The following is a 21,953-nucleotide window of genomic DNA, read 5'->3' as shown; positions in this document are numbered from 1 at the left end:
AGACCACGCCGGGGTGCGTCGAAGGCATGCCCCGAATCTTCACGGCCGCGGCACCGTCATGTCAATGGACACCTTCAGGTGTCTCATTGTCCGAGACCTCGACGACCTGCGTCTTCCCTCAATCCCAGAGCCGCAAAGGGGTGTTCGAAGTCAGCCGCGCGCCCGCGTCGCCGGGTGCGTGGCCGCCTCGTCGGGGTGCAGCCACAGCGGACCGTTGCCCGTCTCGACGCGTACCGCGTCGCGCGGGGCGGCGGACGTACCGGCGAGCAGTTCAAGCTCGCGCGAGGTGAGACTGCGCCAGAGCGCCAACGCCTCGTCCGCCGACACGGGTGCGAGTACGGGTGTGGCAAGCGGCACCGACTCCCCGGCAGCGGCGGTCGCCGCCGCGAGGTACTTCTCCAGCGGCCGCCATCCCGGTACGCAGAAGCGTCCCCCTGGACCGTCGAACAACAGGGTCGGCAGGGCGAAGCGATACCGCTCCTCGCCCACCTCCTTGGCCCGCCCGGGATGCGGTCCCGGCTCCCGCAGGTCTCGTACCTCCGGCAGCGGCCTTCGGGTCTCCGCCCAGTCCGCGCGGACCGCGGAGAGGACGTCGGCGTGTGCCAGGTCGGCGAGCAGCCTGTCCGGGTCGACTCCGGGGACGCCACGCACGGCGCTTGCCACAGCCTGAGGGGTGTCGGCGGGCGCTCCCAGCACAAAGGTCGTCTCGCGCAGCCTGCGCAGCACCCGTTCCGCGATCTGTTCGCCCTGCGCCTCGGCGGCCTTGGCGGCAAGGGACGCCGGCCAGCTCGTGCGGGTCAGCCATCGCAGCCGGGCGGCATAGGGGGCACGGGTGTGTGCGGTCACGTCCTTGATGAAGCCCTCGTACCAACGCGCCTCGGCATCGGGATCCGGCGCCGGGTCGTCGTCCTCGTCGAAGAGGATCCCGAACACCCGGCGCCACCGCATCTGCCCTCGCAGACCGTGCCGCAGCAGCCGGAAGACGGGGTCGGAGCCCCAGGCCCACGGGCAGGCCGCATCGGTGAACTCGGTCACCTGGACGAGAGGTTGAGCCGCGGAGCCCGGCGCGGGGGTGCTCGTGTCCGGTGGCGGCGCGCTCATGCCGGTCCGACCGCGGAGAGCTCGTGCGCGCTCTCGCCGCCCCCGCCTTTCGCGGGCTCTGTGCCGCGCTCGGCGAGCGCGGCGATGCTCGTGCCGTCCAGGACCGCCCGCGCCGACGCCTCGGCGGCGCGCCACAGGTCCGGAAGCGCACTGGCGGCAGCCGGGTAACCGAGCACTTCGGGACGCTCGCCCCGCACGGTGAAGAACTCGCCGTCGACGGCGGTCATCACCTCGCCGACCGTGATCAGCCGCGCGTCGCGCGCGATCCAGTAACCGCCCTCACAACCGCGCTGGCTGCGCACAAGGCCGGCCGACCGCAGGTCCCTGAACACCGACTTGAGGAAGCGGAACGGAATGTCCTGCGCCGAGGCGATGGCCTCGCACGTCAGCGGCCGCGCGCTGTCGGCGGCCAGCTCGACCAGCGCCCGCACCGCGTAGTCCGCCTTGGCAGAGATCTGCATGTGCACCGTCTTCCCGAAGCATTCGTACGTGCCAACCGCCCTGCGCGGGCCGCTTGAAGGCCGCCCCGACGACAATGGACACATCTTGACATCCATTCCCCCGGCTCTCTACGGTCGCCCAAGGATCTTGGATACGCCGCCCGTCGGCCGAGCACCCGCCACGGCTCACCGCGGCCGTTGCCGATGACCAACACCGACGTGCGCCCGCCCCATTCCGGCCCGGCCGTCACGGCCCGCCCCGACGAGCAGGATTCCCATGGCCCCGCACACCGCGCCCACCTCTCCGGCCTCTCCCGACGACGAGTCGGCCGGCGCCCATCGCGACGCGTTCCACCCTGACCTTCCCGGCCACGACAGCGGCTCGCTGCCCCTGAGCGCCCGCCTTCACCACATCCGCGCCGACGCCCTCGACGGCGACACCGCGCAGACGGGCGGCATGCGGCGCTTCGCCGCGATCAGCGGCGGGAGTGTCGGCTCGGAGCGCATCTGGATGGGCCAGACCCACGTAGCCCCGGACACCGCCTCCTCCAACCACCACCACGGGGCGTCCGAGACAGCCATCCATGTCATCAAGGGGCACCCGGAGTTCGTCTTCCTGGACGACTCGAGCGGGACACCCGAGGAGATCCGGATCCGCACGGCTCCGGGCGACTACATCTTCGTGCCTCCCTACGTCCCGCACCGCGAGGAGAACCCCAGTCCCGACGACGAGGCCGTCGTGGTCATCGCCCGCAGCACGCAGGAGGCGATCGTGGTGAACCTGCCGGAGCTGTACGTCCTGGGCGGCGGGGCCGACGCCGAGCGCCCCCAGGGCTGACCGCTCGGAGGACTGACCACTCGGAGGGCTGACCGCGAGAGCACCCGACACCCGCCGTGTTACGCACTTCATGTCCGGGCAAGGCCGGGATACGGAGCCACGTGGTAACTTCCGTATACAAGGTGTATGCGATCTCTGGGGGTAGCGGTGGCGTCGGGTCGGGAGAAGGCGTACGCGTACCTCAAGGACACGGTGCTGACGGACCCGGCGATGCAGGGCGAGTTCCTCTCGGAGCAGGAGATCGCCGATCGGATCGGTGTCTCGCGCACCCCGATCCGCGAGGCGCTGCTTCTTCTGGCCGCCGAGGATCTGGTCGAGTTGGTGCCCAAGCGCGGTGCGCGGGTGGCACCGCTGTCGGGGCGTGAGATCACCGAGCTGATGCAGCTGCGCGGGATCGTCGAGCGGTACGCGGCGCAGCACGTCATCGGCACGGGCCAGGCTCCGGTGCGGGAGTTGGGCGGGTTCCTCGAGCGGCAGCGCACGCTGAGCGGCCCCGACCAGGCCAAGGAATTCATCGACGTGGACCACCTCTTCCACTCGTCGCTCGTGGCGGCCGTGGGCAACACCCTCCTCGACCGGCATTACGAGGGGCTGCGCAGCCGTCAGGTGCGGGCCGGTGTCGTGGCCCTCTACAACCAGCAAGGCCGCCAGGACGCGGTGCTCGACGAGCACCGGGCGATCGTGGAGGCCCTCGCGGCCGGTGACGCGCAGGCCGCGTGCGCCGCGATCGACAGCCATCTGGAGTCGACGCTCAAGGTTCTGCTGGCCGGATAGGCGGGCGCACGGCCTGGGATTCGTGTCGGGCCGGAGGGCTCGCGCGTGAGTCCGGGACACCAGGCCCGGGCGCGAGCCCTCCGGCCCGGCGTGGAGAGGGAGTCGCGGCTCCGGTCAGCTCAGCGCGGCTCCCCCAGACGGCGATTGGCAAGGACCGGGATCTTCTCGCGGACCGCCGCGACCTCGTCGGCGTCCACCTCCGTCACCATCAACTCGGGACCGGCCTCCAGGCGGTGGCGTACGGCCCCGTCGGGACCGACGAGCATGCTGTGCCCCACTCCGGTGGGCGCCGCGCCCCGGGCCTCGACTCCCCCGGCGGCCGGGTCGGCCTGGTCGACGGCCGCGACCCACAGCGTGGCGTCCAGGGCGCGGGCGCGCACCAGTAGATCCCACTGATCGACCTTGCCGGGACCCGCGCCCCAGGAGGCAGCAAGGAGGGTCGCGGCGGCCCCGGCGTCGGCATGCGCCCGGAACAGCTCCGGGAAGCGCACGTCGTAGCACGTGGCCAGGCCGAGCCGTACGCCGTCCACGTCGATGGTGACGACCCTCGATCCGGCGGCGACGGTGTCGGACTCGGCGTAGCCGAACGCGTCGTAGAGATGGATCTTGTCGTACGACGCTTCGACGCCGCGTCCCGTGGCCAGCAGCGTGTTGGCCACCCGGCCGCCGGGAGCCGGGGTGAACATGCCCGCCACGACGGTGATGCCCGCCGCCTCGGCGATGGCGCGGACTCCAGTGGCCCAGGGGCCGTCCAGGGGTTCGGCGAGCGGGGTCAGGGGCGTACCGAAGCAGGCCATCGACGCTTCGGGGAACACGACGATGTCCGCGCCGGCTTCGGCCGCACGCGCGGTCCATTCCTCGATGAGGGCGAGGTTCTTGCCGGGCTCGGGTCCGGTGGTGAGCTGGCTCAGTGCGATGCGCACGGTGGTCCGCCTTTCGTCGTCGGCAGGGGGTGGGTGGGGGCAGTGGTCACGGGACACGGCTGACGGGCGCGGTCTCCGGAGCGGCACCGGCGAGCAGCTCGTCCTCCTTCTCGGCGTGGGCGGAATCCCTGCCCAGACCGAGCCCGACGAGGGTCACGGCCGCCGCGGCGGCGAGGTACAGCGCCAGCGGGACCCAGCTGTCGTAGGAACTGAGCAGGGCCGTGAAGAGCAGCGGGGCGATCGCTCCGCCGATGAGGCCCGCGAGGGTGTAGGCGAGCGAGGAGCCGGTGTAGCGCAGGCGGGGTGAGAACTGCTCGGCGACGAAGGCCGCCTGTGGGCCGTACATGAACGAGTGGATGGCCAGGGCCACCACGACGCCGCACACGAGCAGGATCCAGCTGTCGCCGTCGACCACGAGGAAGAACACGAAGGGCCACACTCCCGCGGCGAGGGCGGAACAACCGTACAGCAGGCGGCGGTTGACCCGGTCCGACAGGGCGCCTGCCAGGGGGATGAGGAAGATCTGCAGGGAGGAGCCGAGCAGGACGGCCGTCAGTGCGGAGCCGCGGCTCATGCCCAGTTCGTCGGTGGCATAGGTGAGGACGAACACGGTGAACATGGCGTACAGGACGTCGGGGGCGACCCGGCTGAGGATCGCGGCGCACAGGGCGCGGGGCTGGGTGGTGAAGACCTCGCGGATCGGCGCCTCGGGCCGGGATTCCTCGGCTTCCATGGCCTTGAAGACCGGGGTCTCCTCCAGCTTCGCCCTGATCCACAGGCCGAAGGCGACCAGGACACCGGACAGCAGGAAGGCCACGCGCCAGCCCCAGGACAGGAACTGTTCCTCGGTCAGGAGCACGCCCAGAGCCGCGAGGACGCCGTTGGCCAGGAGGTTTCCCGCGGGCGGTCCGATCTGCGCGGCGGAGGCGTAGAAGCCTCGGCGGCGCGGGTCGCCGAACTCGCTGGACAGCAGGACCGCGCCGCCCCATTCGCCGCCGACGCCGACGCCCTGCGCGAACCGGAGGAGGACCAGGGCGATGGGGGCGGTGACGCCCGCGGTGCCGTACGTGGGCAGGATCCCGATGAGGAAGGTGGCCGCGCCGATGAGGACCAGGGTGGCGATGAGGACCTTCTTGCGGCCGATCACGTCGCCGAGCCGGCCGAAGACGAAGCCGCCAAGCGGGCGTGAGACGTAACCGACGGCATAGGTGGAGAACGCCAGGAGGGTGCCGGTGAGAGGGTCCTCCGAGGGGAAGAAGAGATCTCCGAAGACGAGTGCCGCTGCGGCGGAGTAGACCGCGAAGTCGTACCACTCCAGAGCGGTCCCGGTGAGGCTGGCGAAGAAGGCCCGGCGGATGCCGGAGCGGCCCGGCGAAACCGCCGGCGGGCCCTGAGGGGTGTGCTGCATGCTTCCCGATCCTTGCGTCGAGGGGACATCGACCTGGACATCGACCTTCCGGCATACTTCTTGTATACAGGTCGTATGCGCAACCCCCGCGCCGGAAGTTAACCGTGTCGAAACCCGCCCCCCTTTGGAGTGCCCATGACCGTGCTGACCTTCGAACTCCCCGACGGCTCCACCCGTGATGTCGACGTCGTGCAGCTGCTCAACGCCGGATACGCGGGGCGTCAGCAGGCCGACGTGGCCGCGCACGTCGCCGAACTCGCCCTGCTCGGGGTGCCCGCACCGTCGGTGACCCCGGCGCTCTACCCCGTCTCCCCCTACCTGGCCCAGCAGACCGACCGGGTCGCCGCCCCGCACGCCCGTACATCGGGTGAGGCGGAATGGGCCCTGGTCGTCGCGGACGACGGCGAGCTGCTCCTGACGGCCGCGTGCGATCACACCGACCGCGACCTCGAGGTCCACGGCGTGGCCTGGAGCAAGAACGCGGCCCCCGACGTCCTGGCCCGGCAGGCCTGGCTCCTGACCGACGTCGAGGGGCGCGTCGACGAACTGACGCTGCGCGCCTGGGTCACCTACGACGACGGCAGGGAGACCGAGATCCAGCACGGCACGCTCGCCGAACTCCTCACCCCGGGCTACTGGACGGACGTACTGCGCGAACGCGGCGGCCTGACGCCCGGCACCGTCCTGATCTCGGGCACCATCCCCATGGCCGACGGCGTGGACCAGTTCGCCGACGGCTGGCGCGTGGAGCTGGGCGACCCCGCCACCGGCAACACCATCCGCCTCGCCTACGAGGTGGTACCTCTCCCCCAGCCCATCGGCTGACCACACGCTCGTCCCGTTCCGCGGGCTCCCTGGCAGCGAAGCCCGACGATGCCCCGGCCTCGGCGGTCGGCTCCCGCGACCACCTCGCTTCGCCCCTTGAGGAACTCGGCGAACGACCTCGAAGTCGGGTATCCAGCCGGGCGGTGCTGCCGCGTGCCGCGCGAACGGCTCTCGCAGGGTGTCCAGGGTCAGGGGCTGCCGGAATCCAGTAGCCCCTGACCGCCGGGATGTCGTGCGGCGGAAGGCGTATCCGCCCCACCGGTCGGGCGGAAGGCGTATCCGCCCCACCGGTCGCGGTCCGTTGCCGACCTGTGGGAGTCCGCTGCCGAAGGCCGGATCCAGTCGACGACCAGAACTTCGATGCCCACTCCCATTCCGCAAGACCAGGGGTTCTGATCAAGCCCTGAAGTGCCGACCGTCGGCGTCTCATCCACGTTGACATGTTTCTGTCGACATGCTGCTATAAGGCCCAGCTCAGCCGGACTTGTGCACGTCGCATGCCGCTCGGGCGCCGGATCGACAGCCACTTGACCGGGGGTGGCGCCCCCGAACCAGAGCGAGGAAACATGCCGCAGCGCGCCGCGACCGTCGTCGGCGGCGGGATCGGCGGCCTCGCGGCGGCCATCGCCCTGCACCGTCGGGGCTGGCGCGTCGAAGTGCTCGAGCGCGCCCCTAAGTTCACCGAGATCGGCGCCGGCATCTCCCTGTGGCCGAACGCGCTGCGCGCGCTGGAGGCGCTCGGTCTGGCCGATACCGTCCGGTCGCTCGGCGCCGTCGAGGCCACCGGCGGCGTACGCGATCGCCGGGGCCGCTGGCTTTCCCGTACGGACAACGCGGAACTGGCCCGCCGATTCGGTCATCCCCTGGTCGTCCTGCACCGGGCTGACTTGTTGCGGGTGCTCACCGAGGCACTGCCCGCCGACATTCCGCGCTCGGGCAGTGAGGTCTCGGCGGTACGAGACGATGGCCGCTCGCTGGTCGTCGAGCACGCCGGAGGCGAGTCCCGGCCCGACCTCGTGGTCGGCGCGGACGGGCTGCGCAGCGTGGTCCGCCGGGCGCTGTGGCCCGATGCGGACGGCCCCCGGTACGCCGGGTACTCCGCCTGGCGCATGGTCACCGAACCCCTCCCCGAGCCGCCGTCCGAAGGTGCGGCGACCTGGGGTCGCGGGGAGCGATTCGGTTATACGGCGCTGCCCGGCGGGCGCATGTACTGCTTCGCGACCGCCTCCCTGCCCGCGGGATCGACGGCCCACACCACGGGCGCCGACACGACGGCCGCCAGCTCTTGCGAATACACCGGACTGCTGCGCCGGTTCGGGGCCTGGCCGGATCCCATCCCGGCCCTGCTGGCCGCCGTCCCCGAGGACGCGGTGCTCCGGCACGACCTGTACGACCTGCCTCCGCTGCCCTCCTTCGTCCTCGGCCGGGTCGCGCTCCTCGGCGACGCCGCCCATGCCATGACCCCGAACCTGGGCCAGGGCGCGTGCCAGGCACTGGAGGACGCGGTCACCCTGGCCCACTGCCTGGACGGCACCACGGACGTGCCCACCGCCCTGCGCTCGTACGACCTGCTGCGCCGCCCCCGGACCCAGCTGATCACGCGCCGTTCCGCCCGGCTCGGCGCAGTCGGCCAGCTGTCGTGGCCGCCCGCTGTTCTGCTGCGTGACACAGCCGCCCGGCTGGTGCCCGCGCGGGCGACGCTGCGTTCCATGACTCCGGTGCTGGCCTGGACCCCACCAGGTGACCGGGTGACCGCGACCGAGAACGAGAACGAGAACCGCTGATGCCGGACTGGACGTATCACCCGCTGCGCGGTGCGGCCGCCGCCGTGTTCGGCCTGCGCCGTTCACAACGAACCGCCCTGAGGCTGCTGGCTTCGATCGGTTCCCGTCCCGCGGGCGCGCGCTTGATAGCCCGGGGGTTCGGCCACCGGCATCCTCCGGAACGGCTCGCCGGTGAGATCGCCGGGGTGCCCGTGACCGTCCGCCTGGGCATCTCCGTCCCGCCCTCGCTCGCTCGCGATACCGTCCGCGCCATGGCCCCGCTGGGCGCGGGCGTCGTCGAGGTGGCGCCCGTCTCGGCGGCTGACGCGCAGACCGTGCGCGAGGCTGCCGTCGGCCGCTCGATCCCGATGGTCGTACGCACCTGCGACCCGGAGGCCGAAGCCGCCCTCGCGCTCCATGTCGACGGGTTCACAAGGAGCGACGACCCGCACGTCATTCACCTCTCGGAGCCGTCGGTCAGCACCGCTGCGGCAGCGCTCGAAGAGCCGGGCGCCGTCGTCCTCGCCCGGCCGGAGGTACTCGTGGCGGCCGGACCCGGCTGGTTCGCGCGAGTCACTGAGGCCGCCACGCCCACCGCGCCGCCTCCGGGCCCGCGGGACGTCGGCCGCGATCCCCGCCGCTGGCCCGCCTGGTGGTGGGCGCTGCTCGTCGGGCTCGGTATGACGGGCGCCGGGCTCGGCGCCGCGGCGATCACGCTGGGCCCCGTGCTGCTCTGGTACGACCGCGACTACCTCGGCATGACGCTGGAGGAACTGCACGCCGCCAACCACCACCTCGTGCACTTCCTCCAGCACGACCGGATCACCATGGCCGGCACGATGGTGTCGATCGGCGCCCTCTACACCGGCCTTGCCGTGGGCGGCATCAGACGCGGCTGGCCATGGGCCCGCGAGGTGTATCTGCTCTCGGGGACGCTCGGCTTCCCCACCTTGTTCTACTTCCTGGCCACCGGCTTCGTGGAACCCCTGCACACGGCGACCGCTCTCGTGCTGTTCCCGATGTTCGTGATGGGGGTCCGCCGTTCTCCGCACGGCCCGCGGTGGCGCCTGGCGCCCGAGGGGCCGGAGCCCGAGCGCCGACGGGCGCTGGTCGGCCAGCTCCTGATGATTCTCACGGGAGTGGGGCTCTTCGTCGGCGGAGCGGTGATCTCAGTGGTCGGTCTGACCGATGTCTTCGTCCCGACCGACCTGACCTTCCTCGGCACCGACGCGCAGACGCTGGACGCCTTGAATCCCCGGCTCGTGCCGTTCCTCTCCCACGACCGCGCGGGGTTCGGCGGCGCCCTGATGTCCGCCGCGGTGGCGATCGTGCTGCTCAGCGCATGGGGCTGGCGGCGCGGTGAAGCCTGGGTGTTCTGGACCCTGGCCGCGGCGGCCGCAGCGGGTTTTCTGCCGGCCGTCATGGTGCACGGCTCGATCCACTACACCGACCTCATCCACCTCGCGCCGGTCTATATCGGCATCGCTCTGACCACCACCGGCCTGCTCCTCGCGTGTCCGTACCTCTGCGCCAAGGTGCCGACGGCGAGTCCGCAGACCTGACGCTGATCACGCGGTCAGTCCGCCGGGCCGCCGCCGAGTCCGATCTCGTTGCCGTCCGGGTCGCGGAAAGTGGCCTTGCGGACGCCGTTGGCGTAGGTCTCGCGCACGTCCGGTTTCAGGCCGCGCTCGGCGATCCGTGAGACGCGGGCATCGAAGTCCTCGACGAAGACGGTGTGCAGGGCGTGCCCGGCGTGGTCGGGCCGCACCTCGATGAACACGTACCGGTGCTCGGCGAGCTCCCACACCGCCTCCGTGTCGTTGGGCAGGAAGGACGGCGGCGAGCCCAGCAGTCGCTCGTACCAGGCCACCGCCACGGTGTAGTCACGGACAGGAATGCCCGCGAACAGGTCTACGGTCATGGCGTCTACGGTCATGACGCCATGCTAAGCACGCCGCTGCCCGCGCGCGGATCGGCGCAGCCACCGCCTCACCGGGTCCGTGACGTACGCGAACGCCCGCGAGCCAAGGGCACTCCGTGGGCGGCGCGTTGGCATGCGGCGGCACTCGTCGGCATGCCTGTATCCGATTTTCACTTGTCCCGAAGATCGTTCCATTGGACGCTACGGGCATGCAGAATCAGCCGACATTCGTATTCGTTCATGGCGCCTTCGCGAACTCGTTCTCTTTCGCGCCGTTGCAGGCCGAGCTCGCCTTGCTCGGACACCGTTCGGTTGCGCTCGACCTTCCGGGGCACGGCTTCGGGGCGACCTTCGCCGCGGCCTACCAGGCGCCTCAGGATCTCGATGCGCTCGCCGCCGAACCGGGCGGCATCAAGGGGGTCACCCTTGCCGACAACGCCGCCCACGTGATCGAGGTCCTGGAGCGGGCGAAGCAGAACGGGCCGGTCATCCTCGTCGGACACAGCAGGGGTGGCGCCGCGATCACGGCGGCCGGGAACGCCCGGCCCGACCTGATCGACCGGATCGTCTACGTCTCCGCCTGGTGCCCCGTCGATCTGGACGTGGGCGGCTACTACACCGAGCCGGAGATGGCGGACGTCGACCCGGGTGCCTTCGCTGCGGCACTGGTCGGTAACCCGGCCGAGCTCGGTCTGCTCCGGTTCAACTTCCGGACCGCCGCACCCGAGACGCTCGCCGCGATGAAGCAAGCCTTCGCCGCCGACCTCACCGATGATGAGTTCCGTACGCTCCTGAACACCTTCCAGCCCGATGAGAACCTCGATGCCGGCACGTCGGCCGACCGGGCCCAGGCGTCGACGTGGGGGCGCATTCCCAGGACCTATGTGCGTCTGGCCGATGACACCAGCGTGCCGCCCGCCGTGCAGGACCGCATGATCCGCGAGGCCGACGCGCTCACGCCCGACAACCCCTTCGATGTCGGCACCCTCCAGTCGAGCCACCTGAGCTGGCTCGTCCACCCGAAGCCCGCGGCCAAGTTGCTCGGGGCCCTCGCGGCGCGCTGACGGTCCGCTGCTCGCCGCTGCGGTACGTGACGGGGTTCGGCGAGGCGTCCGCGCCGAACCTCATCGCTCCCTTCCATCACTCCCTTCACGGATGCTGACCGGGCCTCGGTCGTTCCCCGCGAGTCTGCTGGGTGACAGGTCCGTCGGATCCTCGTCCGACGCCACGCCGTCTCCTCTCGTGGACACGTGCCACCATCTGTCCGCTTCCGGTCTCCAAGTTATCTTGCTCGGGCGAGGGCAAGGGAGTTGAAGATGGACGCACAAGACGCGCAGGACACGGCCAAGCGGCTGCGGGCGATCAGTGGTGAGTTGTCGGACCGTTTCTATGAACGGGCCGACGTGGTGCGGACGCTGGTGGTGACGTTGCTGGCCGGGCAGCATTCGCTGGTGCTCGGGCCGCCCGGAACCGCGAAGTCCGAGATGGCCCGGGAACTCACGGGCCGGGTCGAGGGGGCGTCCTACTGGGAGATCCTCCTGTCGAAGTTCACCGCGCCGACGAGGATGTTCGGCCCCATCGACGTCGCCGCGCTGGCCCGGGGTGAGTACCGCCAGGTCTACGACGGCCGCGCCACGACCGCGCATGTCGCGTTCATCGACGAGATATTCAAGTGCTCCACGGCGGCACTGAACGAGACGCTGGGCTACCTCAACGAGCGGATCTACCACCCCGAGAGCGGCGGCGAGCCGATCCGCTGCCCCCTGATCGGGGCCATCACGGCGAGCAACGAACTGCCCGGCGGAGAGGATTCGGCCGCGATCTACGACCGGCTCCTCGTACGGATCGAGGTCGGCTACCTGGAAGACCCCTCGAACTTCGCGGCGCTGGTCCGCTCCGCCGTCGGCCGCCCTGCGGCACCGAAGCGGACCACCGTCGAACTGGACGCGCTGCAGCACGCCGTGACCGCGTCCGTCCCGGCCGTGGACGTCCCCGACGTGATCGTGGACGCGGTGTGCACGCTGCGGGCGGCCCTGCGCCGCAAGGAACTCATCGCCTCCGACCGGCGCTGGCGCCAGGCGGTGAACCTGCTCCAGGCCTCCGCGTACCTCGACGGCCGCCCGGCGGTCGCCGAGACCGACCTGGCGGTGCTGACCCACGTACTGTGGGACTCCCCCGCCGAGCGTCCGACCGTCGAGCGCGAGGTGCTGCAGCTCGTCAACCCCGACGCCAAGGAGGCACTCGACCTGGCCGACACCATCGAGGAGCTGGAGGCCCAACTCGACGCCATGGCAGGACAGTCCCGCGAGGCGCTGAGCGACTGGGTCATCAAGAAGGCCCACAACAAGCTCGCCATGGCGGGCAAGCGGCTGGAGAAGCTGCGCGAGGAGGCGGCGGGCGCCGGGCGCTCCACCGCCGCCATCGACCGGGTCACCGGCCGCCAGCGCGCCGTCCGCGCCCGCGTTCTCACCGAGGCCCTCGGCCTCGACGCGAGCATGGTGCAGGCCCAGCTCTGACTGAACACCGAGGGATCAGGACCATGGCCGAGACACCGAGCAAGGTCGACGATCTCGCGAGCCGGGGCGGGAAGTGGCTGGGCCTGTCCGCCGCCGCTCCGGTGCGGCACACCGCTGCTGTGGTCGCGGACCGGTTCGAGCAGCTCGCGTGGCGCGACACCTTCACTCAGTCGGCCGGGCTGCGCGACCTCGCCACGGAGCTGAGCGCGCGCTTCGACCACACCACCGACCTCCTGACCGACGTGTTCCTGGCCGCCTACAAGGTCGGCCCGCGGTTGCGCGAGCGCGCGCAGATGGCCCACTCGCGACTGCTCAACCACCAGGTCATCACTTCCCTGGTGGAGTCACCCGAGTTCACCGGGCTGCGCCGCGAGACGGCCGGCGACCCCTACGCCGCCGCCATGGCCGTCCTCGCCCAGGCCGCCGCCCTGCGCCGGATCCTTGAGCTCTCCCGTGATGCCCAGGAGCAGGCCGAGCAGGCGAACAGGGCCCAGGCGGACGCCGACGGCGCGGCGACCGCCGTGGGCGAGGCTCTCCAGCAGGCGGCCGCTGGAGCGGACGAGGACGGCACCGTGCCGGACCCGGCAGCCGACGCCGTCCAACAGGCGGTCGAGGCCGCCGAGTCCACCGCGTCCGCCGCACGCCAGGCCGCCCGGCACGCCGCGCGGGTCCTCGCGGCGGCGGCCCCCGGCATCCGTGCCGGGGCGGGGAACGCGGCGGCCAAAGCCGCCGACGCCGTACGGGAGGAGGCCGCGCTGATGCGGGCGTGGGGCGTCGGCCCCGGCGAGCTTGAGCGGATGCCGTTCGACGAGCGTGCCCGGCTCGCCGAGCGGCTGCGCACCGGCCGCCTCGCGCAGTGGGCCGAACTGATCGGCCGTTTCCGGCAGATGGCCGACGGCGAGCGCGCCCGCAAAGTGGAGAACGCCACCGGGGAACTGGTCGGCGTCACACTCGGCAACGACCTCTCCCGCGTCATCCCCTCCGAACTGGCCAACCTCGGCCTGCCCGAACTGCGTGCCGTGTTCGCCGCGCGGTACGCCGCCGGTGAGCTGATGCTCTACGACTTCCAGGGAGAGCAGACCACCGGCAAGGGCGCCATCATCGCGTGCGTGGACACCTCGCACTCCATGTACGTGGCGGGGCCCGGCGGAATCACCCGGGAGGCGTGGGCCAAGGCGTGCGCACTGGCGCTCCTTGACCAGGCCCGCCACGCCAAGCGTGACTTCGTCGGCATCCTGTTCTCCGCCGCCGACAAGCTTCAGGTCTTCCGCTTCCCGGCCGACAAGAGCGCCGACATCGGCCAGGTGCTCGACTTCGCGGAGACCTTCCTCGGCGGCGGCACCAGCTACCAGAGGCCACTGACCGCGGCCGCCGAGCTGCTGGAGGAGGAGTTCGACGACGCCGCCCGCACGCGCGGCGACATCGTGATGCTCACCGACGACGAATGCGACGTCACCGAGGAATGGACGCGCGGCTGGAACGACGCCAAGCACCTGCTGGGCTTCCGTGTCTTCGGCGTGGCCATCGGCGCCCCGCGCGCCGCAGACGCCGGTTCGGTCCTGGAGGCCCTGTGCGACAACCTCCGCTCCATCGAGGACCTCACCGACGTCCACGCCGCCGCCGACCTCTTCCGCGTGATCTGACCCGGCCCACTCCTCCCGCCCCGGTTCCAGTGCGCTGAAACCGTCGTGAAACCCCGCTGAACGCGCCCTGCCGCAGCCTCTGCGGCATGACCACCACCACATCTCGCTCGCTCGCCATCGCGGCCACGGGGCTGCGCAAGGCTTACGGCGACAAGACCGTCCTGGACGGCATCGACCTGGCCGTCCCGGAAGGCACGATCTTCGCCCTGCTCGGCCCGAACGGGGCGGGCAAGACCACCGCCGTCAAGATCCTCTCCACGCTCATCACCGCCGATACGGGCGACCTGCACGTCGGCGGCCACGACCTGACCGTCGACCCGCAAGCCGTGCGAGCCGGGATCGGCGTCACCGGGCAGTTCTCCGCCGTCGACGGCCTGATCACCGGCGAGGAGAACATGCTCCTGATGGCCGACCTGCACCATCTCCCGCGCCGTGAAGGCCGCCGGGTCGCCGCCGAGTCGCTGGAACGCTTCGATCTGGCGGAGGCCGCGAAGAAGCCCGCCTCCGCCTACTCCGGCGGCATGAAACGCCGTCTCGACCTCGCCATGACGCTGGTCGGCAACCCGCGGATCATCTTCCTCGACGAGCCCACCACGGGCCTCGACCCCCGCAGCCGCCACAACATGTGGGCCATCATCCGCGAGCTCGTCGCCGGCGGGGTGACCGTCTTCCTCACCACCCAGTATCTGGAGGAGGCCGACCAACTCGCCGACCGCATCGCCGTGTTGAGCGACGGCAAGATCGCCGCCGAGGGAAGTGCCGACGAACTGAAGCGGCTGATCCCGGGCGGGCACGTCCGGCTCCGCTTCACCGACCCGGTCGCGTACCGGTCCGCGGCCCTGGCCCTGGCCCTGCCCGAAGTCACCCGGGACGACGAAGCACTGTCGCTGCGGATCCCCAGCGACGGCAGTCAGCGCGAGCTGCGCTCCATCCTCGACCGGCTGGACTCCGCTGGCATCGAGGCCGACGAGCTCACCGTGCACACCCCCGACCTCGACGACGTGTTCTTCGCCCTGACCAGCGGCACCGATCGGCCCACCGGCCAGCCCAAGGAGGCCGTCCGATGAGCTCCCTCCCCCCAGCCGTACGCGACTCGTCCACGATGCTGCGCCGCAACCTCCTGCACACGCGGCGCTACCCGTCCCTCACCCTGAACATTCTGCTGACGCCGATCGTCCTGCTGCTGCTCTTCGTCTACGTCTTCGGCGACGTGATGAGCGCGGGCATCAACGGTGGCGGTGCGGACCGCTCCGACTACGTCGCCTACCTAGTCCCCGGCATCCTGCTGATGACCATCGGCGCCACCCCGGCCGGGACCGCGGTATCCGTCTCCATGGACATGACCGAGGGCATCATCGCCCGCTTCCGTACGATGGCCATCCACCGCGGCTCCGTACTCATCGGGCACGTCGTCGGAAGCGTGCTGCAGGCGGTCATCAGCGTGACCCTCGTCGGCGCCGTCGCCGTGGCCGTCGGGTTCCGGTCGACCGACGCCACGGCCCTGGAGTGGCTGGCGGCTTTCGGGTTGCTCGTCCTGGTCGCCACGGCGTTCACCTGGATCGCGGTCGGGATGGGGATGGCCAGCCCGAATCCGGAGGCGGCCAGCAACAACGCGCTGCCGCTGATGATCCTTCCGCTCATCTCCAGCGCCTTCGTCCCCGTCGACGCCATGCCGGGCTGGTTCCGGCCCCTCGCCGAGCACCAGCCGTTCACCCCGGCCATCGAGACCCTGCGCGGCCTGCTCCTCGGCAGCGAGATCGGCGACAACGGCTGGATCACCATCGCCTGGTGCCTGGGACTGGCCGCGCTCGGCTACCGCTGGTCGACGTCGTTGTTCAACCGCGCCCCGAAGTAAGCGCGCGGGCCGCCTCCCACAGCTCGTCCCGCTCCAGGGCGGCGTACCGCGACACCGCGTCGACGTACGCCGCCCGATCGGTACCCTCGGCCGCCTGCCGGGCGCGGGCCGCCGACATCGTCGGCTGGAACTCGCGCGGCACCCGCAGCCGCTCGGCCAGCGCGATCATCCGTACGCCGGAGATCTCCCCGGACACGAGGCCCGCCATACCGAGCGCGTGCAGCACCGTCCCGACCACGGGGAGCTCCATGGGCGAGCGGGGCGGGCCGACGAGGAGTGTCTCCAGCCGCCCGCGCAGCCGGTCGACCGGCTGCGCCACGAGTTCGAGGCGACCGGCGTGTGCGTGCGCCGTCACCGCCGCCGACTGGATCTGCAGCGCCCACGGGTCGAGCCAGGGGTCGCCGCCGTGCAACGAACCGGCCTCGGGCATCCGCTCCAGGGCCCTGCGCCACAGGCCGAGCCCGACATCCGTAAGTCCGCGGGCGAGCGCGATCTCGGCGCGGGCCCCGAGGTCCGGGCTGTAGAAGGCGTCCTCCTGCGGGAGGTTGTCACCCTCCGTCTGCCGCAGCCAGTACTCGGCCTCCTCAGGGTCTTCGCACTGCAGACAGGCGAGGACGAGGCCCGAGCGGATGCCGATGTAGTCGTGCTCGTCGCCGAGCCGCGGCAGTTCCGCCAGCGCCGCCTTGAGGTGCTCGTACGCGGCCGTGCCCTGCCCCGTCCGCAAGCTCAGCTCGCTCAGCCGGGAGTGGCCCATGAGCCGCATCGACGGGTTGTCGACCGGAGCCAGCGCGGCGATCATCCGGTGGGCCGATGCGAGGGCGCGGTCGATGTCGTGCTCGTACTCCCAGACGTAGGTGGCCACGCACTCGGCGACAGCGGCGACCAGCGGCTGCGTGCTCGCGCAGAGCGTGTGCAGCACGTCGTAGTCGGGGGGCCGCATCTCGGGGATCGCGCTCAGCACCGCCGCGACGGCACGCGGCAGCGTGTCCGGCGGGGCCGCGGGAAGCCGCCGGAGGGTGATGAGCTGGCGTACGGCACGAGGGCCGTGGTTCATGAACAGGCCCGCCGTGCACAACACCGCGGCGGCGCGGGCGACTTCGACGTACTCGGGTCCTGGGCGGAAGTGCGACAGCGGCGGGCCGGTGTCCGCCGCGAGGGTCGCGAGGCGCGGGTAGTTGGAGTCGGTGGACCACAGGGCCGCGAGGACGGCGGTGAGGGCGGAGATGGCCGGGCCGTCCGCGCGCGCCAGGGCGTGCCGCAGCGCCGGTACGAGGTTGTCCTGCTCGGCCCTGATCCGTTCCCGGGCGGCCAGTGGCCGTGAGCCGAAGAGCGCGTCGTGGTACGCGACTCCGAAGTCCCGCGCCCAGGTGAGGAACCTGCCGATGGCCTCGTGGTCCTCCCCCGCTTCCGCGCGGCGGGCCGCACTGAACTCCCGTACGGTCTCCAGCATCCGGAACCGCACGCCGACCGGGGTGTCGACGACGGCGAGCAGCGACTGACCGGCCAGTTGCTCCAGCAGAAACAGCGCGTCCTCGCCGAGGACCTGCTCCGCCGCTTCGCCGCAGAACCCGCCGGGGAAGACGGACAGCGTGCGCAGCGCCGCTCTGGCGTCCTGCCCGAGCAGGTTCCAGCTCCACTCCACGACCGCGTGCAGCGTGCGGTGCCGCTCCGGGACGTCCCGTGCCCCGCCGCGCAGGAGTGCGAACCGGTCGCCGAGGCGGCGGGCGATGTCCGGTACCGAAAGGACCCGCACCCGCGCCGCGGCCAACTCCACGGCCAGCGGCAGCCCGTCGAGGTGACGGCACAGCTCGGCCACCGCGTCCGGCGGCAGGTGCACGCCGCTCCTGGCGGCCCGGGCGCGCTGCGTGAACAGCTCGACCGAAGTGTCGGGGCCGAGCTCCGGCAGCGCGTACACCGCCTCCGACGTGAGGTCCAGCGGGGCCCGGCTCGTGGCGAGCACCCGCAGCTCCTTCGAGGACGAGACAAGGGCCTGTACGAGGTCGGCGGCGCCCCGGATGACCTGCTCGCAGTTGTCGAGGACCAGCAGAGCGGACCCGGAGCCGAGCGCGCCGAGGATGCCGGACACCGGGTCGGCCACGGTGTGGCCGCTCACGACGCCGTGGCGCCCCTCGCCCGCGCCGAGCGCGGCGGCCACCTCCGTGGCCACGTCCTCGTCCGCGGTGACTCCGGCGAGCGGCACGAGGTACACCACGCGCTGCTCGGCCCGGCGGCTGACGGCGTGCGCGAGCCGGGTCTTGCCGAGGCCGCCGGGTCCGACGACGGTGACGGCGCGGGAGGCGTGCAGCAGCCGCTCCACCGCCGCGATGTCCTCGTCACGGCCGATGAGCGCGTTCGGCTCGTGCGGCACACCGTGCCTGACCACGGGTGCCTCGCCGCGCAGCAACTCCTCCTGTACGGCCTTGAGTCCGGCGCCCGGTTCCGTGCCGAGCGCTTCGCGCAGCTCGCGGCGGTACGCCTCGTACCGCGTCAGGGCGGAGGACGGGCCCGCCGTCGCCGCCTCGCCGCGCAGCGACTCGGCCAGGACTTCCTCGTCTCGCGGATGCTCCGAGGCGACCATGGCCAGCGGCCCGGCCGCCTCGGCGTGCCGCCCTAGGCGGGCCAGCGCGAGCGCTCGCGCGCGGACGAGCGCGCCGCGGACGGGGGCGCGTTCGGTGCGCAACGCGGTTACGGGATCGTCGGGGCCGACTGCCCCGGCAGGGGCGCCTTCCCACAGCGCGAGCCCGGCATCGGCCGCCGCCAGCGCCCCCGCGTGGTCCCCGGCCCTGGCCCGCTCCGCGCTCACTGCGGCATACCGCAGCAGGGCGGAGCTGTCGATCCGGTCCTCGGCGAGGGTGAGCCGGTAGCCGGTCGGCGTGCTCGCGATGACGTCGGCGCCCAGCTGCGCCCGCGCCCGGGACACGAGGACCTGCAACGCCTTTCCCGGCCGCTCCGGCAACACGTCCGGCCACAGCCCCGCCACCAGCCGTTCGGTGCCGCAGCCCGTGCCCACGTCGCCCGCGAGCAGCGCGAGGAGGCCTCGGAGAAGGGGCGCTGTGACCTCCTGCCCGCGATAGGCGACACGCGGCAGCAGGGTCAGGTCGGTGGTCACCCGTGCAGATTAGCCAAGGCGCCGACCGCCCCGGCCGCCGCCGTGGCCGGACGGGAGCTCAGCGAGTACTGGACATGGGCCGTGGACCACGAGATCGGCGTCTCCTCGACGCGGCGGCGGCAGAAGGCCGAGGGCGATCAGGGAGTGTCTCCGGACCAGTCCAGGCGCCGCCGGTCGCCGGGGCGCGGGTCGTACATCGCCCGTCCGCCTGCGCCGAAATGCCCGAGCTCGGTGGGCAGGGCGACGCCCGTGTCGATCTCGCCCTTCGTCCAGCCGGTGACGTCGAGCAACAGCCCGTCCAGTGGCCCGCCGACCAGCTCGGCATAGTCCCGTCCCGGCTGTGGGCCCTGCCGGGGGTCGTCATGGTCCTGGCCGTAGACCCGGCCGCGCAGCAACTCCTCATCCCTGTCCATGCGTCCCACACTCGCAGCCACCACTGACAATCCGGTCCTGCTCGGGCTCGCGGCGGGAGGAGGTCACTCACCGCCCGGCAGCGGCAACGGCAGCTCGGGATGGTGACGCAGCGCCTCCAGAACGGCGCTCACCGCCGCGCGAGGCGGTGAGCCACGGCGGATCGCTGCCGTGATCGTGCGCGTCACCGGAGTGGCGAGTTCCCTGGTGGCGACGTGATAGCGGCGGTCGATCGCGAGGCCGGGAAGGAGCGCGATCGACAGTCCGGCCTCGACGTGTTGCAGGGTCATCATGTAGTTGCTGAACCGGCAGACCACCCGCGGCTCGAAGCTCGATTGACGGCAGAGTCGTAGCGCGAGATTGGCCATGTACGACTGCGGTATGTCGAACGCCCATGGCTCGTCCGCGTAGGCCGCGAGGTCCACGGCGCCGCGTCCGACCGCGGGATGTCCGGGCGGGACCACAAGGAGGACCGGGTCCGTGGCCAGTGGCACGAGGTCGAGGTCCGGTCCCAGCGGCAGCTCGTCGAAGTCCGTGGTCGTGATGATGATGTCCGCGTCGCCGCCCCGCAGCGCGGGCATGCTCGCGTGCGGTTCCAGCTCGAGGAGTTCGACGTCGAGATGCGGATGCTCGCGTGCGAGGCGGCTCACCGCGGGCACGGCCATCGTGTGGATCGCGCTCTGGAACGCCCCGAGGCGCACCAGTCCGGCCGGTTCCTCGCCGAACCCGCGCAGCTCCGCCTCCACGCTGTTCATATGGTCGAGGATCGCCCGCGCCCGACGGGCCAGGATCAGTCCGGCCGGGGTCAGCCGCACGCGGCGTCCCGTTCGTTCGAGCAGTTGTGTGCGCGTCTCCGCCTCGAGGACGGCGAGCTGCTGAGACACGCTCGACGGGCTCAGATTAGCGGCCTGGGCGACCGCCCGCACGGTGCCCAGCGTGTCGAGCCGACTCAGCAGCCGGAGCCTCCAAGGGTTCATCATGCCCCCCATTGTTGTGCGGTTCTCCCGAACAGGAAAGCCGGATTAGTGAGATGGACGTGTCGCTCAACCGCCGCCTACCGTCGGCGACATGACCACTTCGACCAGCGCCCTTCCGTCCGCCGAAACCTTCTGGTCCGACAGCGAGAAGCATCTCGTGCGCTACGGAGGCGAGTTCACCCGCGAGATCATCGACCGTGCCGCCGGGAGTTTCCTGTTCACCGCGGACGGCCGCAAGATCCTCGACTTCACCTCGGGCCAGATGAGCGCGATCCTCGGCCATTCGCACCCGGAGATCGTCGCGACCGTCCAGCGGCAGGTGGCGACCCTCGACCACCTCTTCAGCGGCATGCTCAGCCGCCCGGTGGTCGACCTCGCCCGGCGACTGTCCGCCACGTTGCCCGCGCCGCTGGAGAAGGCGCTGCTCCTGACGACCGGCGCCGAGTCCAACGAGGCCGCGATCCGGATGGCCAAGCTCGTCACCGGCAAGCACGAGATCGTCTCGTTCGCGCGGTCCTGGCACGGCATGACGCAGGCCGCCGCGTCCGCCACCTACAGCGCGGGACGCAAGGGCTACGGTCCTGGCGCGCCGGGCAACTTCGCCATCCCCGTGCCGAACACGTACCGGCCCGACTTCACCACTGACGACGGCTCGCTGGACTGGCGCCGTCAGCTGGACTTCGCCTTCGACCTGATCGACGCCCAGTCGACCGGCAGTCTCGCCGCGTGCCTCGTCGAGCCGATCCTCAGCTCCGGCGGAATCATCGAGCCTCCCGTCGGATATTTCGCGGCCCTGCAAGCCAAGTGCCGGGAGCGCGGCATGCTGTTGATCCTCGACGAGGCCCAGACCGGCCTGTGCCGCACCGGGACCTGGTACGCGTTCGAGCGCGACGGTGTCGTTCCCGACATCCTCACACTGTCGAAGACGCTGGGCGCGGGCCTTCCCCTTGCGGCGGTGGTGACCAGCGCCGAGATCGAGCAGGAGGCGTACGAGCGCGGGTTCCTGTTCTTCACCACGCACGTCGCCGACCCGCTGGTGGCCGCGGTCGGCAACACCGTCCTCGACGTCCTGATCGGCGACAGGCTCGACGAGCGCGCGCGCTCGCTCGGCGCGTTCCTCCACCACGGCCTGACGGACATCGCCACGCGGCACGCGGTCGTCGGCGACATCCGTGGCCGGGGCCTGCTGGCCGGGCTCGAACTCGTCGTCGACCGCGAGACGAAGCAGAGCTCGGCCGAGCTGGGTGCGCAGGTCACCGGGCGCTGCCTCGAACTCGGCCTGCACATGAACATCGTCCAACTCCCCGGCATGGGCGGTGTCCTGCGGATGGCGCCCCCACTGACCGCCACCGAGGATGAGCTTTCGCTCGGCCTGACGATTCTTGACCAGGCGATCGGCGAAGCCTGCGCCGCGCTCTGAGACACAGGCTCACCGCAGTGCCTTCGCGC

At 71.5% G+C, this 21,953-nt stretch carries 19 protein-coding genes; 11 read left to right on the top strand and 8 right to left on the bottom strand.

The genetic code is table 11. The annotated features are described in order from the left end of the window. Positions 1 to 150: 150 nt before the first annotated feature. Together ACFVXC_RS22090 and ACFVXC_RS22085 are read right to left on the bottom strand one after the other, a co-directional pair. A complete protein-coding gene (locus ACFVXC_RS22090) occupies positions 151 to 1,101 on the bottom strand; it encodes a DsbA family protein (RefSeq protein WP_389907603.1) in 951 nt (316 codons plus the stop codon). Further along, on the bottom strand, positions 1,098 to 1,562 hold the full coding sequence (locus ACFVXC_RS22085; protein WP_389907601.1) for an RrF2 family transcriptional regulator: 465 nt from the start codon (positions 1,560 to 1,562) through the stop codon (positions 1,098 to 1,100). The genes ACFVXC_RS22090 and ACFVXC_RS22085 overlap by 4 nt, the downstream gene beginning before the upstream one ends. 256 nt (positions 1,563 to 1,818) lie before the next feature. On the opposite strand from ACFVXC_RS22085, the gene ACFVXC_RS22080 reads away from it, so the two are divergent. Both ACFVXC_RS22080 and ACFVXC_RS22075 read left to right on the top strand, forming a co-directional pair. Next, positions 1,819 to 2,379, top strand: a complete 561-nt coding sequence (locus ACFVXC_RS22080; RefSeq protein WP_389907599.1) for a cupin domain-containing protein — start codon at positions 1,819 to 1,821, stop codon at positions 2,377 to 2,379. Positions 2,380 to 2,526: 147 nt separating this feature from the next. Then, positions 2,527 to 3,153, top strand: coding sequence for a GntR family transcriptional regulator (locus tag ACFVXC_RS22075; protein WP_389908049.1), 627 nt, complete (start codon positions 2,527 to 2,529; stop codon positions 3,151 to 3,153). A 119-nt stretch (positions 3,154 to 3,272) separates the two neighbouring features. On the opposite strand, the gene ACFVXC_RS22070 is transcribed toward ACFVXC_RS22075, so the two are convergent. Together ACFVXC_RS22070 and ACFVXC_RS22065 are read right to left on the bottom strand one after the other, a co-directional pair. Beyond that, positions 3,273 to 4,076, bottom strand: coding sequence for a carbon-nitrogen hydrolase family protein (locus tag ACFVXC_RS22070; protein ID WP_389907597.1), 804 nt, complete (start codon positions 4,074 to 4,076; stop codon positions 3,273 to 3,275). A 46-nt stretch (positions 4,077 to 4,122) separates the two neighbouring features. Next, positions 4,123 to 5,484, bottom strand: coding sequence for an MFS transporter (locus ACFVXC_RS22065; RefSeq protein ID WP_389907595.1), 1,362 nt, complete (start codon positions 5,482 to 5,484; stop codon positions 4,123 to 4,125). Between the two features lie 135 nt (positions 5,485 to 5,619). On the opposite strand from ACFVXC_RS22065, the gene ACFVXC_RS22060 reads away from it, so the two are divergent. From ACFVXC_RS22060 to ACFVXC_RS22050, 3 genes are all read left to right on the top strand, one after another. After that, a complete protein-coding gene (locus ACFVXC_RS22060) occupies positions 5,620 to 6,309 on the top strand; it encodes a DUF2848 domain-containing protein (protein WP_389907593.1) in 690 nt (229 codons plus the stop codon). A 566-nt stretch (positions 6,310 to 6,875) separates the two neighbouring features. Beyond that, positions 6,876 to 8,093, top strand: a complete 1,218-nt coding sequence (locus ACFVXC_RS22055; protein ID WP_389907591.1) for an FAD-dependent monooxygenase — start codon at positions 6,876 to 6,878, stop codon at positions 8,091 to 8,093. Then, entirely contained in the window at positions 8,093 to 9,634 is a 1,542-nt protein-coding gene (locus ACFVXC_RS22050; protein ID WP_389907589.1) for a hypothetical protein, read from the top strand. Before ACFVXC_RS22055 ends, ACFVXC_RS22050 begins: the two co-directional genes overlap by 1 nt. A 14-nt stretch (positions 9,635 to 9,648) precedes the next feature. Here ACFVXC_RS22050 and ACFVXC_RS22045 read toward each other — a convergent pair whose 3' ends face one another. After that, on the bottom strand, positions 9,649 to 10,008 hold the full coding sequence (locus tag ACFVXC_RS22045; protein WP_389907587.1) for a VOC family protein: 360 nt from the start codon (positions 10,006 to 10,008) through the stop codon (positions 9,649 to 9,651). Between the two features lie 194 nt (positions 10,009 to 10,202). On the opposite strand from ACFVXC_RS22045, the gene ACFVXC_RS22040 reads away from it, so the two are divergent. The 5 genes from ACFVXC_RS22040 (at position 10,203) to ACFVXC_RS22020 (ending at position 16,007) form a co-directional block, all read left to right on the top strand. Beyond that, positions 10,203 to 11,057, top strand: coding sequence for an alpha/beta fold hydrolase (locus tag ACFVXC_RS22040; RefSeq protein ID WP_389907585.1), 855 nt, complete (start codon positions 10,203 to 10,205; stop codon positions 11,055 to 11,057). A gap of 252 nt (positions 11,058 to 11,309) precedes the next feature. Then, positions 11,310 to 12,509 carry an AAA family ATPase gene (locus ACFVXC_RS22035; protein ID WP_389907583.1) on the top strand — a complete coding sequence of 400 codons (1,200 nt, stop codon included), beginning with the start codon at positions 11,310 to 11,312 and terminating at the stop codon, positions 12,507 to 12,509. A 23-nt stretch (positions 12,510 to 12,532) separates the two neighbouring features. Continuing rightward, the gene (locus ACFVXC_RS22030) at positions 12,533 to 14,152 is read left to right on the top strand and encodes a VWA domain-containing protein (RefSeq protein ID WP_389907581.1); all 1,620 of its coding nucleotides are present in this window, start codon (positions 12,533 to 12,535) and stop codon (positions 14,150 to 14,152) included. A gap of 86 nt (positions 14,153 to 14,238) precedes the next feature. Beyond that, the gene (locus ACFVXC_RS22025) at positions 14,239 to 15,219 is read left to right on the top strand and encodes an ATP-binding cassette domain-containing protein (protein ID WP_389907579.1); all 981 of its coding nucleotides are present in this window, start codon (positions 14,239 to 14,241) and stop codon (positions 15,217 to 15,219) included. Further along, positions 15,216 to 16,007: an ABC transporter permease gene (locus ACFVXC_RS22020; RefSeq protein WP_389907577.1), complete on the top strand. Its 792-nt coding sequence runs from the start codon at positions 15,216 to 15,218 to the stop codon at positions 16,005 to 16,007. Before ACFVXC_RS22025 ends, ACFVXC_RS22020 begins: the two co-directional genes overlap by 4 nt. Here ACFVXC_RS22020 and ACFVXC_RS22015 read toward each other — a convergent pair. The 3 genes from ACFVXC_RS22015 to ACFVXC_RS22005 form a co-directional block, all read right to left on the bottom strand. Next, a complete protein-coding gene (locus ACFVXC_RS22015) occupies positions 15,988 to 19,116 on the bottom strand; it encodes an ATP-binding protein (RefSeq protein WP_389907575.1) in 3,129 nt (1,042 codons plus the stop codon). The two genes, ACFVXC_RS22020 and ACFVXC_RS22015, sit on opposite strands and share 20 nt — an antisense overlap. A gap of 137 nt (positions 19,117 to 19,253) precedes the next feature. Further along, positions 19,254 to 19,529 (bottom strand): hypothetical protein, encoded by a 276-nt coding sequence (locus ACFVXC_RS22010; protein ID WP_389907573.1) that lies wholly within the window; start codon positions 19,527 to 19,529, stop codon positions 19,254 to 19,256. A 63-nt stretch (positions 19,530 to 19,592) separates the two neighbouring features. Next, the gene (locus tag ACFVXC_RS22005; RefSeq protein WP_389907571.1) at positions 19,593 to 20,507 is read right to left on the bottom strand and encodes a LysR family transcriptional regulator; all 915 of its coding nucleotides are present in this window, start codon (positions 20,505 to 20,507) and stop codon (positions 19,593 to 19,595) included. An 88-nt stretch (positions 20,508 to 20,595) separates the two neighbouring features. Between ACFVXC_RS22005 and ACFVXC_RS22000 the strand changes: the two genes are divergently transcribed. Continuing rightward, positions 20,596 to 21,924 carry an aspartate aminotransferase family protein gene (locus tag ACFVXC_RS22000; RefSeq protein WP_389907569.1) on the top strand — a complete coding sequence of 443 codons (1,329 nt, stop codon included), beginning with the start codon at positions 20,596 to 20,598 and terminating at the stop codon, positions 21,922 to 21,924. Positions 21,925 to 21,953 lie beyond the last annotated feature (29 nt).

It is taken from the genome of Streptomyces sp. NPDC058257 (assembly GCF_042881845.1).
GTDB lineage: Bacteria > Actinomycetota > Actinomycetes > Streptomycetales > Streptomycetaceae > Streptomyces.
The sequence above is the reverse complement of the archived record's forward strand: the minus strand, read 5'-3'. Positions and strand labels throughout refer to the sequence as shown.